A 15905-nucleotide genomic window follows, 5' to 3' on the forward strand; every position below is an offset into this window, starting at 1 on the left:
ATATTATAAATTTAGTATAATAATCCCCCTTTCACAATAATATTTTAACAATTTAATTCATTATTATAATCTCTTCTAAAGCTTTCTCAATTCCTTTATCTACAGTTGTATTTATCTGAATTACTTTAATGCCTTTCTGTTCTAGTTTCTTTATAGCCTGTACTCCCATTTTTAAAGTTAGCACAATATCACAGTCTTCTACAGTTTCTAGTATTTTAGAAATTTTCTTATCATGGTTACTACATTCCTCAACTCCTATACCGTACCTGTAAACTTTTCTTGTTTCTATAAAATTAATGCCATTTTCATCATAGGAATAAATATAAAATCTATCAGTATGTCCAAAATGTTCATCTATATTCTCACCTGTCTTACTTGAGATTGCCAATTTATAATTATTTTTTTTATGTCTGGCATCATAGGTTTTATTTCTCCAATTCAACTTTTTATTTGTAACCCACACTTCAGGATTAGGAATTTCACAAATAACTAGCCTGTCAGTACCTATTAAAAATTCACTCAAAGAATTTCTTATATCTTCATAAGATGCAGAAGTTTTTATTACGTAGGTAGTTATATCCAGATAATGGCACCAATCTTCATAACTTTGTATAGTCTCTTTCACTTTTTCATTATTGTAATCCGGATGACTTAAATCATAACTTACCATGTACATCCCCATAGTAATCTCCTTCCTATTTCTATACAAATCAAGTGATTCTTAATTACTCTGACAATTTTATGATATCTTTAATTTGTTGTTCCATTTCCATCAAATCATCAAAATCTCTACAGGACACCGTGTTACCTTCCAGCATATATAAAACTTTAGCGAACTTTACAAAATCGCAATTGCCGGCCCGTTCCCCTATACCAGTGACAGTACAATCCACAAATGCAGCTCCGGCCTCTACTGCTGCCAAAGAATTGGCAAGTGCCATTCCAAAATCATTATGTGTGTGTACCTCTACTTCCACAGGTACCTCCTGTCTCAATTTATTTATATGATAAAAAATTTTCCCCGGATATAAAATACCCACTGTATCTGCATATCTTACTCTCTCTACTCCCATTTGAAAAACAGTTTCACATAATTCAACTAAAAAATTTATATCTGCCCTACTGGCATCTTCCAATCCCACGGATATCTCATATCCTTTGCCTAAAGTGTAATCGATACATTTTTTTATAGTATTTACAACCCAGTTTCTATCTTTTCCTAATTTAGATTTAATTTGGAGATCTGATGAAGGAATGGATATATGGATTATATCCACGCCGCAATCTATGGAATGGTTTATATCATCTATATTCATTCTATTCCATGATGATATCTTGCTGTTTAAATTGAGATTTACAATTTTTTTAATACTTGCCTTTTCATCTCCCCCCATAGATGCTATTCCCGCTTCTATCTGAGTAATACCCATATCATTTATAATTTTGGCAATTTCTACTTTTTCTTTTATACCTAATGCTACACAAGCCTTTTGTTCTCCATCTCTCAAAGTAGTATCCACAATATTAACATTCAACTTACATCCCCCCTCTTTTTCAATGCACAATTAACAATTCACAATTTTTTTCAATGTGTAATTCACGGACTTTTCAAATTTGCAAATTCCAGCTAGATGACAGCCAGTTTTACTCAGTGGACAACTTACATTTATATATGTGATAACAAAACTATCTTATTGTAAACAGGTATTTTTAAAATCATTATAAATTTGAATTAATTCCTCATCAAAAATATTTCTCTTTAATTTAATGCTTACTTCCCTTATTCTACTTAAAAAATTATTTCCATTAATTCCCTCATAATCTATATTTAACTCTTTAAGACGCAGCATTACCGCTTTTTTCCCTGAATGTTTTCCTATATACATGGTCCTCTTTTCTCCAATATCATAGGGATTATAAGGTTCATAAGTATATGGATTTTTTGCTATTCCATCCACATGAATACCAGATTCATATTTAAATATATCTTCTCCAATTACAGCCTTCATACAGTAGACTTTTTCCCCTGTCAGCTGCGTATATGCCTTTGCCAGTTCACCTATTAGCTTTAAATTTCCAGACACTTCTCCCTTTTTTATCACTTTAAGGCCTAAGACAACTTCTTCTAGAGATGCAAATCCATAAATTTGTCCATTAAAAGCTGCGGTTATAAAATCTGCACCATCTGAACAAGCTTCCATAGCTATTGCCGTTGCCATATAAAATCTATTATCAGGACAAAAGTCCACATCTGTAGAAAAATGAGTTTTTATATTTTCTATTAATCCGCTCCATCTTGATAAATTGTATTTTACAATACCTTTTATTCTCACACAGCTTATGTGCAACTTATTAAAAATTTTATTACCTTCACTTGAAAACAATTTATCTAAAATTTTAATGTCTGCCTCAAGTATTATTTTCCTATCCTTTAGTCTATTTAAAATATCCTTATTAAAAGTAACCGCTTTTTCATAATCCACAGCTATATATTTAAATTCAAATTCACATTTATTCAAAAAATATATATCACAAATATCATCTATACTGTATATATAATCTAAGTCTCTAGGCAAATTTTTAATTTTATTTAAAGTGCTCTTATTTATCTCTATTAAATCCACACCTATTTCCTTTAATAATATTAAAAAATTTTTTATCATATTTTCATGAATCTTCTCTGATCTTTTCATAATTTCCGGTAAAGTTCTATCTATAATAAATTTTTTATTGTGCTTTATTATGACTGACATAACGCACCCCTCCTTTATTTAATTAACATTTAAAATAGACAGTAATAATGACATTTTATGTTATAATAAGTTATATAGGGTTAGAATTTAATATATTCTAATTCATTTTTTGAGTATACTTCTGGCATTTCCTTCACAAAACTAAAAAGTATACTCTCATGTTTCCATTCATATAGTCTATATATACTTTTTATTTAAACACATAAGACCTGTATTATTCCAGTTTAAATGCCTATAAAATTTAACGCGGGAAAGTTATCATTCTCCGCTAAGAGCTGTAGTCTTTTTGCCTTCTTTAAATCTGCCCATTTCTCTATTTTAAAAAGGAGTTCTTTTCCAATACTCCGTTTCCTGTAAACCTCTTTGACAATTAAATTTTCTACCACTACAGATATGCCTCCCTCAGCAGTTGAGAGCAAAGCTTGGCCTGAGACCATTCCCACAATTTGACCATTATACTCCGCTATAAATACACACCGATTTTCCTGGTCTTTAAGCATGCTTTCAAGACCTCTCCTTTGCTTTTCCTCATTGAAAATAAAATCTTCCTCAATGGAAAAAAGGACTTTTAACAACTGAGTCATCATTTCAATATCACCCTGGTCAGCTCTCCTTATGCTTAGATCCATTTTCATAGTGAAAATTCCTCCTATCCCTATAAGAATTAAATCACCTCAATCCACACCTGGCAGCTTTATTATGTTTTACTTTGTTTCGTATTATTATATTTTCTATTTTATCAAAAGTCAAGTTTTTTAAATAATTATTTATTAATTTATTAAAAATACAATGTTTTATATAACAATATAATATTTATAATTTGCAGTTATACTACAAATTATAACATTTTTTACATATACCTTTTTTATTTATTGCCCTCTCCTCTAGTAGGTATAGGTAAAAGCCATACTTATATGTACTTGGATACTTATTACTTATTTTATTAAAATATATAAAATTTCAATTTGCTTTAAAATACCATTCATATTATTATAATATTATGTGGAATATTATGAGGATTAAGGGAGAGTGATGCAATATGCTTAATAAAAGCAAGCGAAAAAAAATTGTTCCACTATTTTTTCTTATGTTATTTATGACAACGTATACCCATTTCACCCCAGTTATACATGCAGACTCAGATGAAAAGTCACAGATAACTCAACTGGAGGCCAAGCAAAATATAAGTACAATGAAAACCTGGACTATAAAATTCAGAACACCGGTAGATGAAAATTCCCTATTTATAAATGTAAAAGGCTCTCAAGGAAACTTTATAAATGTAAAAATTTCTACAGACAGTTCTGGAAAATATGTTTATGTAGATCCTCCAGAAGAAGGTTACAAGATAGGACAAACATACTATCTTAATATCTCTAAGGATATAGTATTTAAAGAGCCGGGCAGATCACTTAAAAATGACATACAGATGAAATTTACAACCAATGATATAGGAACTATAAACATAGATGAAACTACTTCTATAATTACGGCAAACAATACTTTTGCATTTAATTTAATGAAAAATTTAATATCAGAAGATAATACTGAAAACATGATCATTTCCCCTTTAAGTATATCCAGCATACTTGCCATGACCCAAAATGGAGCAGCTGAAGAAACAAAACAAGAAATGTTAAATTGCATGGGACTTAAAAATATAAGTGACAGTGATATTAATAAACAGTATTATAGCCTATTAGACTATTACAACAATTTAAAATCAACTGACTTGAAAATGGCAAACTCAATATGGACAAATAAGCAAATAGCTCTCAACAGTGATTTTAAAGATACAGCTGAAAAATATTATGCTTCAGATGCAAGTTCGGAAGATTTTGAGGATGCAGATACTTTAGTGAAAATAAATAAATGGGTTAATAATCATACGGAAGGTCAAATAAAAAAAATACTGGATAGTATAGATAAAGATACCGGAGCCATTTTAATTAATTCTCTATATTTTAAAGGGAAATGGGAAGATCAATTTTCAACTGGTAATACAAAAAAAGAAGATTTCACTTTATCTAATGGCAATAAACTAAATATAGATACTATGCAGAATACTTCTTATGTAAATTATCTGGAAGGACCAAATTTTCAGGCAATTTCACTGCCTTATTACGACAATATGGAAATGGATATATTTTTACCTAATAAAGATGTAAGCATAAATGATTTTACCAAAAGTATTACTAAAGAAAAATTTGATACATGGATAAATAACTTTAAGAGCACCTATGTTCTGCAGCAAATTCCTAAATTTAAAATGTACTATGATGTAGATTTAAATGATACATTAAAAGCTTTAGGAATGGATAAAGCTTTCAACTCTAAAGAAGCAAATTTTACAAAGCTTATAACCAATACCATAACAAGCCAGGAATCCTTATACATAAATAAAATAAAACACAAAGCTTATATAAGTGTAGATGAACAGGGCACAGAAGCAGCTGCAGCTACAGCTGTAATCATGAATCCTACTTCTGCACCTCCTGGTAATCCAATTTATTTTAAGGCAAACAGACCTTTCTTCTTTATTATAAGAGATACCAAGACAGGAGCCATATCCTTTATGGGAAAGTTGGACAATCCAAATGCATCAGATACAGAGCCAACAAATTAAATTATAAATAGAAGATTTATCTCAGTCTAGTTTGGGATAAATCTTTTTATTTAATTTCCTTTTTCAAGTCTTAAGAGCATGAAATATAAAATCTCCTTTAAAAATTAGGATTCATTATTCAACAAATATCGCCTCCACATCCCATTACAAATTAGTATAACTTCACTGCATTACATATTAGAATTCTTTTAAATAAATTAGCAAAAATTTCTGTAAGATATAATTATTTTATGTCTTTTCTATGTTATTATTATAATTAACTTAATAATGGAAAGATTATCGTACAATTTAATACATTAAATATGTTTTTAAATTCTATATTAATATCCATTAAAATAACAATATTATACAATATTATATTATTTTCTATTAAAATATAATAAAGAGGGTGTTATAAAATGATTAGAATTTACACTGATGAACTAATACAAGGTATGGTTTTAGGAGATTCTATCTACTGTAAACAAACTGGCAAATTATTGTTAGTGGGCGGCACAATACTTTCAGAAGCAACTATTAAACTCCTAAAACAAAATGGTATATCTACAGTGAAAATAGTAGATCGATATACCTTATTTGTAAAACCTACGGAGACTATTTCTAAAGAACTCAAACAAGCATTGGATCTGGAAATTATAAAACATGCTCCTGATTCTCTGGAGGCAAATACTTCTGATAATATGGTCCATGTATCGAAAATTGCAAGAGAAGTTGTTTCAGAATTAATTGAAGATGAAATTATTTTGAATTTCTGTACTGAAATGAAAATATTGAACAATGAATATTTATTTAAACATAGTGTAAATACTTGTGCCATATCACTTTTAGTAGCTGGAGCAATGGGACTTGGTAAAAATCAAATGTACATTATAGGTGCCGGTGCATTACTGCACGACATAGGATTATGTGAAATGCCTTTTTTAATTGATTTGCATGAAATGACTCCTCAGCAAACCTTATTGTGGCAGCAGCACCCCATATACGGTTATTATTTTGCAAAAGAAAAGAATCTCTCTCCCGAAATCACAGAAATTATACACTATCATCATGAAAGATGGAACGGCTCCGGTTTTCCCGAAGAACTTAAAGGAAACAATATACCATTAGGTTCTTTAGTGAGATTAACCACTAAAGAAGTTGGTGTAGTTGTCAATGTGAGAAAAAATTTAGGTCCAAGACCTATTGTTCGTATATATTTTAATAGAGTAAATAGATCTTTAAGTGAAGCAAAAGATGTGGATTTAGGTGTAGAAAATACTATATTCATAGAAGAAGTACTTTAGTACCAATGAATTTCAGAAGAACTTATAGACCGCAGCATTGCTTATATTATACTTTGAATAATGCGGGAATATTAGCTAATTGCCGTGGATAAAATAAAAAACACCACTACTATATTGTAATGGTGTTTTTTGCCTTGATATTGTTAATAATTTCAGAAATAATATCAATTCTCTTAAAAGGCGTAATGAGATAATATCCATCTACATAGGGGTAAATTTGCTCTGCAATATCGGTAGATATTTTTACTGCAAGTTTAACTGCCTCTTCTTTTGAAACATCCTTATATTGTTTTATAATTTCTTCTGAAACCCTTATTCCGGAAATTTCATTATTCATAAAGCATGCATTTCTGTAGCTTACAACTGGAATAATTCCCCCTAATATCCTGGCAGTTAATTCTCTGCGCGCCAGTTTTAAGTTTTCCAGGGCTTCTTCTGTTAAAATAGGCTGTGTCAAAAACACAGCTATACCATTTTCTATTTTGGTTTTGGCTCGTTTAAGTTCAGTATTAAAATTTCTTGAATTCACATTTAGAGCACCACAGATATTAAAAGGAGATGAAAATATTGTATCATTTAAATTGGTAATATAATTTGCAAGTATTGCAGAATTAAAACTGAACATTGCCTTAACTTCATCCCTCTCGGCCGATGGTATGGGATCTCCAGTCACCACCAAAACATTATTTACCCCTTCAATATTCAACCCTAAAAGCAGTGCTTTTGTAGCATTTATATTCCTATCTCTGCAGGTCATATGGGGAATAGTTGTGATGTCTAATTCCCTTTTTAGCTTACAGGCTAAAAGACTGCTGTCTACTCTTGCCCTTGCAATAGGGCAATCTGCAATGGTTATGGCATCAATTTCCTGTTCTTTAAGAGTTCTAGCACTATTTAAAAAGAAATCTACTTCTGTATCAATGGGAGGATCCAGCTCCACTGCGATAATTTTTTTACCTTTATTAATTTTTTCTAAAAGTACATTTTTAACAACTGGTTTTTCAGTGTGAATTTTTTCTGCCTGTTTTTTTAAAACAATTTCTGATTTAGATAATTTTTTTAACTTTATAACAGTTTCTCTTATGAATTCTGGAGTTGTACCACAGCATCCCCCTAAAATAGACACCCCCTGTTTTGCAATTTCCAGCATTCGCTGGGCAAAATATTCTTTAGTATTGTCAAAAAAGGTTCGGTTATCTATCACTGTAGGGTAACCAGAATTCGGCATAACAGATATGGTTTCATTTCCTATATTAAAAGTTTTAATATACTGCAGTAAATGATAAGGACCGGAAAAACAATTAAAACCACAGGCATCAATAGTTGGTATCTTTAAAATATTTTCTATAAGTTTTTTTCCCGACTTTCCAACTCTTGTATAACCTTCTGGTGAAACTGCAAACTCCATCAAAATATATGCTTCCGGATCTTTTCCCTTTATATATTCAGAGATTTCCCTTAGATATTCATCACTGCTGAAAGTTTCAAATATAAAATATTTTGCTCCAAGTTCTAAAAACAAATCCACTATTTCTTTATACCCTTCGTATAAATCCATACTTTCTAAAAATGGGATTGGTCCAATATCTGCAAAAACTAAAACCTCGGTGTCCTTTGCGGCCTCTTTTGCGATTTCATACCCATTTATAATAACTTCTTTTACCTTATTAAAATCACTTTCAAGGCTAACTTTATTTGCCCCGAAAGTATTGGTTTTAATTGCCATGCAGCCTGCCTCTATATATTCCCTGTGTATTTTTAGTATAGTATTTCTATCATAGATATTTGCAAGCTCACATTTAGGCAGTGGATCTTTAGAAATACGAGGGTAATATGTTCCCATTGCCCCGTCAAAAATTAAAGGTTTTTCTTTTATATTCATACATACTCTCCTAATTTATTCCTTACTTTTTTGGTTGCCTCCACAAGATTTTTAAGACTTGGTACAGTTTCTTTTTCACCCCGGGTTTTTAATCCACAGTCTGGATTTATCCAAAGCTTTTCTTTATTAATTTTTTCGAGCATTGAATTAATTCCTTTAACAATTTCTTCTACACCAGGTACTCTAGGTGAATGAATATCATAGACACCAGGTCCCACTGCAGTAATAAAATTATTTTTATTTAAAGCTTCAACAATGGATAGATTTGAACGTGATGCTTCAAAAGAAATTACATCTGCATCCATAAAATCAATATCTTTTACTATTTCTTCAAATTCACTATAACACATATGTGTATGTATTTGAGTAGTTGCCTTGCTGCTGCTGTGAACCAGCCTAAACGCAGGAATTGCCCAATCCAAATATTCACTGTGCCAACTGCTCTTTCTAAGAGGGAGTTTCTCTTTTAATGCAGCTTCATCTACTTGAATTATATTAATGCCATTAGCTTCAAGGTCTAAAATCTCTTCCTTAATAGCCAGCGCAATTTGAAAAGCCATTTCATTTAATGAAATATCCTCCCGTGGAAAAGACCAGTTAAGAATAGTTACAGGGCCTGTAAGCATGCCCTTTACAGGCTTTGATGTAAGACTTTGAGCATATTTAGAGTATTCAACTGTAATAGGCTTTGCCCTGGATACATCTCCCCATATTATAGGAGGTTTAACACAACGCGTACCATAAGACTGAACCCATGCTCTTTGCGTAAATAAGAAACCATTAAAATTTTCTCCAAAATACTCTACCATATCATTTCTTTCAAATTCACCATGTACTAAAACATCAAGTCCAATTTTCTCTTGAAGTTCTATACATTCCTTAATTTTTTCCTTTAACTTTTTTACATACTGCTCTTTTGTAATCTCGCCTCTTTTAAATTTGGCCCTGGTTGATTTTACTTCAGAGGTCTGTGGAAAAGAACCTATTGTAGTAGTTGGAAGCAGTGGAAGTTTGAAAAAATCCTTTTGGATTTTTGCTCTTTCATCAAACTTTGGAAGTCTTATAAAATCTTTTTCAGTTAAATTTTCAACTTTTTTCTTTACTTCAGAGTTATAACTATTTAACTTTTTTGTAAACAGGGAAATATTATTTTTATATTTATTTGAAGCTATATAATTTGTATCACCAAAAAGCTCCTTTAATTCGGCTAATTCTACCAGTTTTTCTTCTGCAAAAGCAAAATGGGATTTATAATCTTCAGATAGTTTTTCTTCATTTTTTAAAGTATAAGGAACATGCAATAAAGAGCAAGAGGTATTTATTACAATGTTCTCTTTTTTGACATGCCTTGAAAGTTCATTTAGAATTATAAAGGACTTCTCATAAGAATTTTTCCATATATTTTTTCCATTTATTATGCCTGCAAAAAGAAATGTATCCTCCGGAAATCCCATATCTTTAATTAACTCTAAAGATTTTTTTCCCTCTACAAAATCCAGCCCTATTCCATCAAAGCCAAGGGAGGTCACTTCCCCATAACAATCTCTGATATCCCCAAAATACGTTTGAATTAATATGTTAAGTTTACCTTTATTTTTTAATAATCCTGTATATATTCTTTTGAATATTTCTATATCATTTTCACTTAAATCCATAACTAAAATAGGTTCATCAATCTGTACCCATTCCACTCCTAATTTATTTAATTCTATAAAAATATCTCCATATGCCTTCACTATATCTTCAATAAAATCATCTATTTTTTTTGTGCCGTTATAATGGGCTAGTTTGAGAAAAGTAAATCCACCTATAATTACAGGCTTTGTTTTAATTCCAATCTCCAGAGCCTCAGTATACTGATTAAAAAGTTCCTCACTATTTAACTTAATTTCCGTATTGTCTTCCACTATCGGTACTATATAATGATAATTTGTATTAAACCATTTCTTCATGGGAAGTGCTTTAACATCGCCTTTTTCTCCTTGATATCCTCTGGCCATTGCAAAATAGGTATCTAATTTGTTAAGACCTAAAAATTTATAATTATCCGGTATTACATTTAAAAGAGCTGCCATATCAAGCATTCCATCATAAAAGGAAAAATCATTTGACGGTATAAAATCAATACCTGCCTGTTCTAACAGTTTCCATTGATTTTTTCTTAAATCTTTAACATTTTGCTGCAGCTTTTCCAAAGACAAATTTCCTTTAAAATAATCCTCTGTCCAAAATTTCAGTTCACGAAGTTCACCTATTCTAGGATAACCAATAATTGAGTTTTTCATAACACTATATCCTTTCAGCAAAAATTTTTTCTAAGTTAATCATAACAAAAATTCTTACCTATAGTGTAAATCCCAAAAACTATTACTTGTTATAGTTATAAACTATAACAGAGACTATATAGAGTTAAGTTATATCCCTTTATTTTACTGCAGTTAATGCTTCAGAAATTTTATAAAATGCCTTCTTATATTTTTTTATTCTTCTTTCATCTTTATCCGTAGGACTACTTATACGAGTTAAATCCATGTTATCGGCCAGGTCAGCAAGCTTTACACTGCAGGCAATTTTATTCTTAAGCACTCTTCGAATAAAATCATCATAGCTCTCCCCTTTATGCCTGGTTAAACAACCTAGAGCATTTACAATTTCATCAGAAAATCCTTGTTCTCTTATATCCTCAAAGGTCACAGGAGTATCCTCTACAACATCATGAAGTACAGCACATATTCTTTCGATTTCACTATTACAGGAAAGCATTACTCTAAGTGGATGTAAAATATAAGGATTTCCACCCTTATCGACTTGTCCCTCATGAGCTTTAACTGCTATTTGGATTGCTTTATTTAACATGTACAAAATCTCCTCTAAATTTATAGATACTTATTTCTTCAATAATATCTATAATCCGATTTAGTTAATTGTCTTAGCTGCATTTCTTCATTATTCCCACAACTATTCCAAGTATTTTTACCTGATTGCTTCTTACCTGTATTGGCTCATATTCTTCATTTTCCGGTATTAAAAGTACTGTATCTCCCATTTTCCTGAATCTTTTTAAGGTGGCATTTTCCATATCTATTGCAACTGCCACAATATCACGGTTATCCGCAGCATTTTGTTTTTTTATAACCACTAAATCTCCATTATCTATATTGGCTTCTATCATACTGTCTCCTTTTACTTTAAGCACAAAATGCTCTTCATTATTATTAAACCAATGTACCGGCAGCCTTAATAAATCCTCATAATTTGAATTCATAAAAATTGGACTTCCAGATGCTATACTATTATATATTTTAAATGAACTTAAATCTTCTGCTGTATATTGTTCTTCTTCATCATTATCTTTTACAATTATTTCATGAAAACTATCTGAATCGAAGGTAATTGTGAACTTTTTATCGTGTTTCAAATCCATATATTTATAATTTTCTGTATTTTGAGGAAGCATATTTACATTAAATTCAGGTACATCACTTATTTCTTCAAAATCTTTATTTATTACAATGCACTGAAACCCATTAGTAACTAATCCATATTGACAGCTGCTGCAGTTACTCATATAGCTTTTCAACTGGCTTAGTGCATCAGACAATGGCATTCCTGAAGTCTTAACTTCAGCCAATATATAGGGTACTTGTGTATCATTACTATATATTTGTACACACACATCTGCAAATCCAATTTTAGAAAAACTATTAATTTTATATTCTACTTTTAATAGGTCTTCAGGATATTTATAAGTTTGCTGCAATTCTCTTAAAAACCACTGTCTAACTTTTTCTTCATTGGAATACAGATCTAATATAACATCTTTGAAATAATATTTATCCAAATCTACTTTATATAGTTTACTTAGTCTGCAGTTATCTTTTATTTTTAAAAATTTAGGATTTATATCTTCTATAAACCTGGAAGGTTTTCCACTGCTGGTTAAATACAATTTCTCCGTGGCCCTGGTCATACCCACATATAAAAGCTTTCTTTCTATTGATTCCTGTATTTTTTGTTCCTCTGAACCGCCATAAGAAATATGCGGTATAGTACCTTCATTTAAGCCAACTATTATAACTACTTTAAACTCCAATCCCTTAATGGAATGCATAGTTATAAGTTTAATATTGTCACTGTCAAAATTTTCATCATTCTTACTTACCAGAATATTGGGGATTTTATTCTGCTCCAAATTACGTTTCATATTATTTAATATAGTTCTATTCTTTGCGACTATTACTATATCTCTTAAACTGTATTTTCTGCACAAAGTATTTATTTGTTTTATTATATAAATGGATTGTTCCTTTTCACTAGCAAACCCTCCATATACAGGATATGAACCTTGCTTATCAATCAATGAAGGTTTTACATAGTTATCATCCTCCACAATATTTATGTCTTTCTCTATCAAGCTGTAAGCAGCCTGAGATATTTGTGTAGTGGTCCTGTAACTTTTAGATAAGATATTGCTCTTTCCAGTCATATCAAACCCTATACTTGCAAAACTTCTCCCCTTTACAAGCCATGAATGAGTGTATATACTCTGAGCAGTATCTGCTACAAACATAAAACTTGAATATTCTTTTTGCAAATAAAGATTTTTTAAAAATTCCAATTGAGTTCTTGTAAGATCCTGGCTTTCATCTACTATTATATGAGTATACTTTTTCACCACATTACTTTTGGCTTCTTCCAAAGCCATAAGAGCCATATCTCCAAAATCAATATGTCCTGATTTTCTTAATTTTTTATTATAGAGTGTCATAAGTTCAAATATTACTCTTCTTATCTCGGAATTTTTCATGAGCTTTTGAGGACTTTCGCCGCTCTTTTTTAAGGTTCTTCCTATCCTATCTACATTTTGATATTCTTCCAATTCCATATAGTTACAGGCTTTAATCCATTCTATCTCATCTAATAAAAATTGGGAATTTTTTATATCTAATATTGAGATTTCTTTAAAAACTTTGCCCATTTGTGCAATAGATTCATTAATTAGGGTGTATTTAACATTATTATCAGCTAAATCATACTTCACTCTGTTATTTTTACTATATTTTTTATAATATTTATATACAACCTTATCTATATTATATATTTCAACTTTAGAGGAATCCACTTGAAATAAACTCTGAAAATCAATATTATCTTCCTCTTGTATTTTTTCATATATATACTTTATATAATTAATGAGAGTTCTATTAAAAGTTATTACCAATATTCTATCCTGTTTTTCAAAACAATAGTGGTTAAGTAAAAATGATATTCTATTTACTGCCACTGTAGTTTTTCCCGAGCCTGCCACTCCTCTTATAAGACTATGACCAGAAGGCCTTAATTGAACTAATTTCTTTTGTTCTACATTAAGCTGCATATACATATCCCCCCAAATGTAAAATTCGCACATTATGTTCATATTATAACTTATTTTTACTTTTTTATCAAAAATCCAGCATTATTAATATGATAGAATTTTACATGTAAACTGCTCATTATTTTTTGTAACAAATTAAATTTTAATAAGTCATATTTATATAAGGGGGATAATAATGTGAAAAATTTCGAAAAAATCTATAATCTCTATTTTGAGGATGTTTATAGGTTTATTCTTACACTGAGCCAAAATAAAGTACTTGCAGAGGAAATTACCCAGGAAACTTTTTTCAAAGCCCTCAAAAATATTGATAAATTCAGAGGAAATTGCAAAATTAAGGTGTGGCTTTGTCAAATAGCTAAAAATACATACTTTTCCCACCAAAAACATCAAAAACGTTATGTATATGATGAGCCACCCAAGCTAACTGACAACAATTTTGAAAGTATTCTATATGATAGAGAGCAAGCCTTTGAAATACATAAGGCTTTGCATTGTATGGATGAACCTTATAAAGAAGTATTTACTCTCAGGGTATTTGGAGAATTGTCTTTTAAACAAATCTGTGAAATTTTCGAAAAAACTGAAAGCTGGGCAAGAGTTACATTTTATCGTGCAAAACAGAAAATACAAAATTTAATGAAAGGAGAACAATGATATGAATAATATTTCATGTAAAGTTATAAAAGATTTGCTTCCTTTATATCATGATAAGGTATGCAGTGATGACAGCAAAAAAATAGTGGAGGAACACCTCACTTTTTGTGAAGATTGCCAAAGGGAACTTAAAAATATTGACACTGAAATAAAAATTGCATTTAAAAATAACACTATGGATAGAAAGGATACTAATGTCATTAAAAACATATCAAAATTATGGAAAAAATCCAAGGTAAAATCTTTTATAAAAGGACTTATTTACGCCACTTTATTTTTTGCCTTTGCTGCAGGTATATACATAGGATTATTTAGATGGAATATTATAAATGTATCTACAGATGTAATTAAAATCACTGACGTATGCAGACTTTCTGACGGTAGAATTGCCTATCATGTTAAATTGATAGATGGATATATATTGAATCAATGTAATTTCAATACAGATAAAAAAGGGAATTTTTATGTAAAACCGGTTCGTTCTGTGATAAAACAAAAACAAAAAAAAGATACTTTAGCAGGCCTTGCAGACATGTATTATGATTTTAATCCTAAAGAAAAACAAAGCAAAGCATTATATTGGGGTACATATAAAGATAACATTTTAATTTGGAAAGAAGATATGCCTTTGCCAAAAGCAAGTCAGGAGGTAGAAGATATGTTTAATATCAGAGATTAAAAGGTCGTGAAAATAATTATCTAATTTCACTTTTCCCCTATATTTTTAAACATAGGGGCTTGTAATGCTTTAACTGATTTATTTCCCCATATATTCTTATTAACAGCAGTTAAAAGTTATTACCAATATTGAAGTATATAAAAAACATAAAGGAGAAAAGATAGTAAAAGAGACCTCTAAGATAACAGAAGATATGCTTTTGTATGATAAAGAAATTACTTGTCCGGTATGCCAGCACAAATTTTCAGTTCGTACAGTAAAAATAGCTGGTTATAGAATGAAAAAAAAGAAAGTGATTTTTATATAAAATATGACATTATAAGCCCATACTTTTATGATGTTTGGGTTTATAATATGTGTGGTTACGCTTCTATGAAGGCTGATTTTTATAAATTAAGATCATTTGAGATAGAAAGCATACAGAAAAACATTACTCCTAAATGGCGCGGCAGAAAATATCCGGCAATATACGATATTAATATATCATTAGAAAGGTATAAGCTATCATTACTTAATAATGAAGAGAATAATACAAAAGATGTTGTGGAAAGCAAGAAGAAATCAGGTTTATTTTCAAAATTATTTAAACAAAGTTAAATTTAATAAGACTGTGAAAATAATGAGATTCAGATGGAGTTTGCTATCTCC

At 30.2% G+C, this 15905-nt stretch carries 12 protein-coding genes and 1 pseudogene; 5 read left to right on the forward strand and 8 right to left on the reverse strand.

Annotated features, from left to right (window positions below):
• Positions 1-52: 52 nt before the first annotated feature.
• The 4 genes from CKL_RS08625 to CKL_RS08640 all read right to left on the reverse strand — a co-directional run bounded on the left by CKL_RS08625 (position 53) and on the right by CKL_RS08640 (position 3388).
• Positions 53-682, reverse strand: coding sequence for a NifB/NifX family molybdenum-iron cluster-binding protein (locus tag CKL_RS08625; RefSeq protein WP_012102150.1), 630 nt, complete (start codon positions 680-682; stop codon positions 53-55).
• Between the two features lie 43 nt (positions 683-725).
• Complete coding sequence (locus CKL_RS08630; RefSeq protein ID WP_012102152.1) at positions 726-1535, reverse strand: homocitrate synthase; 810 nt, start codon at positions 1533-1535, stop codon at positions 726-728.
• 156 nt (positions 1536-1691) lie between these two features.
• On the reverse strand, positions 1692-2753 hold the full coding sequence (locus CKL_RS08635; protein ID WP_012102153.1) for a homocitrate synthase/isopropylmalate synthase family protein: 1062 nt from the start codon (positions 2751-2753) through the stop codon (positions 1692-1694).
• 224 nt (positions 2754-2977) lie between these two features.
• Positions 2978-3388, reverse strand: a complete 411-nt coding sequence (locus CKL_RS08640; protein ID WP_012102154.1) for a GNAT family N-acetyltransferase — start codon at positions 3386-3388, stop codon at positions 2978-2980.
• A gap of 404 nt (positions 3389-3792) precedes the next feature.
• On the opposite strand from CKL_RS08640, the gene CKL_RS08645 reads away from it, so the two are divergent.
• Together CKL_RS08645 and CKL_RS08650 are read left to right on the forward strand one after the other, a co-directional pair.
• Positions 3793-5379: a serpin family protein gene (locus CKL_RS08645; RefSeq protein ID WP_012102155.1), complete on the forward strand. Its 1587-nt coding sequence runs from the start codon at positions 3793-3795 to the stop codon at positions 5377-5379.
• Positions 5380-5777: 398 nt separating this feature from the next.
• Complete coding sequence (locus tag CKL_RS08650) at positions 5778-6662, forward strand: HD-GYP domain-containing protein (RefSeq protein ID WP_012102156.1); 885 nt, start codon at positions 5778-5780, stop codon at positions 6660-6662.
• A 109-nt stretch (positions 6663-6771) separates the two neighbouring features.
• Here the strand turns inward: CKL_RS08650 and CKL_RS08655 are convergent, their stop codons facing one another.
• From CKL_RS08655 to lexA, 4 genes are all read right to left on the reverse strand, one after another.
• A complete protein-coding gene (locus CKL_RS08655; RefSeq protein WP_012102157.1) occupies positions 6772-8544 on the reverse strand; it encodes a bifunctional homocysteine S-methyltransferase/methylenetetrahydrofolate reductase in 1773 nt (590 codons plus the stop codon).
• Complete coding sequence (metE, locus tag CKL_RS08660; protein ID WP_012102158.1) at positions 8541-10829, reverse strand: 5-methyltetrahydropteroyltriglutamate--homocysteine S-methyltransferase; 2289 nt, start codon at positions 10827-10829, stop codon at positions 8541-8543. The genes CKL_RS08655 and metE overlap by 4 nt, the downstream gene beginning before the upstream one ends.
• Before the next feature lie 139 nt (positions 10830-10968).
• Complete coding sequence (locus CKL_RS08665; protein WP_012102159.1) at positions 10969-11400, reverse strand: HD domain-containing protein; 432 nt, start codon at positions 11398-11400, stop codon at positions 10969-10971.
• 73 nt (positions 11401-11473) lie between these two features.
• Complete coding sequence (gene lexA, locus CKL_RS08670) at positions 11474-13921, reverse strand: transcriptional repressor LexA (protein WP_012102160.1); 2448 nt, start codon at positions 13919-13921, stop codon at positions 11474-11476.
• A gap of 177 nt (positions 13922-14098) precedes the next feature.
• Between lexA and CKL_RS08675 the strand changes: the two genes are divergently transcribed.
• From CKL_RS08675 to CKL_RS21265, 3 genes and pseudogenes are all read left to right on the forward strand, one after another.
• Entirely contained in the window at positions 14099-14578 is a 480-nt protein-coding gene (locus tag CKL_RS08675) for an RNA polymerase sigma factor (RefSeq protein ID WP_012102161.1), read from the forward strand.
• 1 nt (position 14579) lies between these two features.
• Positions 14580-15257, forward strand: coding sequence for a zf-HC2 domain-containing protein (locus CKL_RS08680; protein ID WP_012102162.1), 678 nt, complete (start codon positions 14580-14582; stop codon positions 15255-15257).
• 193 nt (positions 15258-15450) lie between these two features.
• A pseudogene (locus CKL_RS21265) lies at positions 15451-15854 on the forward strand (DUF2225 domain-containing protein).
• Positions 15855-15905 lie beyond the last annotated feature (51 nt).

It is taken from the genome of Clostridium kluyveri DSM 555, from assembly GCF_000016505.1.
GTDB lineage: Bacteria > Bacillota > Clostridia > Clostridiales > Clostridiaceae > Clostridium_B > Clostridium_B kluyveri.

Coding starts and splice junctions, on each gene's coding strand:
- CKL_RS08680 (WP_012102162.1), top strand. CDS start 14,580: ATGAATAATATTTCATGTAAAGTTATAAAAGATTTGCTTCCTTTATAT.
- CKL_RS08635 (WP_012102153.1), bottom strand. CDS start 2,753: ATGTCAGTCATAATAAAGCACAATAAAAAATTTATTATAGATAGAACT.
- CKL_RS08650 (WP_012102156.1), top strand. CDS start 5,778: ATGATTAGAATTTACACTGATGAACTAATACAAGGTATGGTTTTAGGA.
- CKL_RS08625 (WP_012102150.1), bottom strand. CDS start 682: ATGGGGATGTACATGGTAAGTTATGATTTAAGTCATCCGGATTACAAT.
- CKL_RS08640 (WP_012102154.1), bottom strand. CDS start 3,388: ATGAAAATGGATCTAAGCATAAGGAGAGCTGACCAGGGTGATATTGAA.
- CKL_RS08645 (WP_012102155.1), top strand. CDS start 3,793: ATGCTTAATAAAAGCAAGCGAAAAAAAATTGTTCCACTATTTTTTCTT.
- lexA (WP_012102160.1), bottom strand. CDS start 13,921: ATGCAGCTTAATGTAGAACAAAAGAAATTAGTTCAATTAAGGCCTTCT.
- CKL_RS08665 (WP_012102159.1), bottom strand. CDS start 11,400: ATGTTAAATAAAGCAATCCAAATAGCAGTTAAAGCTCATGAGGGACAA.
- CKL_RS08655 (WP_012102157.1), bottom strand. CDS start 8,544: ATGAATATAAAAGAAAAACCTTTAATTTTTGACGGGGCAATGGGAACA.
- metE (WP_012102158.1), bottom strand. CDS start 10,829: ATGAAAAACTCAATTATTGGTTATCCTAGAATAGGTGAACTTCGTGAA.